The following is a 292-nucleotide window of genomic DNA, read 5'->3' on the forward strand; positions in this document are numbered from 1 at the left end:
GCACGATATTAAACTTGGGCGAGATGGTTTTTTTACCTATTTGAGACGTGAAGGTTTACTGGTTAAACCGAAGAAAAGCTACACAAAAACCACGTTCAGCAAACACTGGATGAAGAAGCATCCTAATTTGCTGAAAGAGGAAGGACTGCATGATGCAGAGCATGTACTGGTCACCGATGCCAGTTCTCGTAAGATAGTCGGTCATCACGTGAGTAAAGACATGAAAGCCGAGAGTGTGGTGAAAGCGTTAAAAATGGCCATAAAAGATAAACGCTATATCGGCAACGCAGTG

At 43.2% G+C, this 292-nt stretch carries 1 pseudogene; it reads left to right on the forward strand.

The window, feature by feature from the left end:
• A pseudogene (locus MO387_RS20940) lies at positions 1–292 on the forward strand (IS3 family transposase); the annotation flags it as partial.

Origin of the sequence: Shewanella sp. N2AIL (assembly GCF_022690845.1) — a bacterium.
GTDB classification, from domain to species: domain Bacteria; phylum Pseudomonadota; class Gammaproteobacteria; order Enterobacterales; family Shewanellaceae; genus Shewanella; species Shewanella baltica.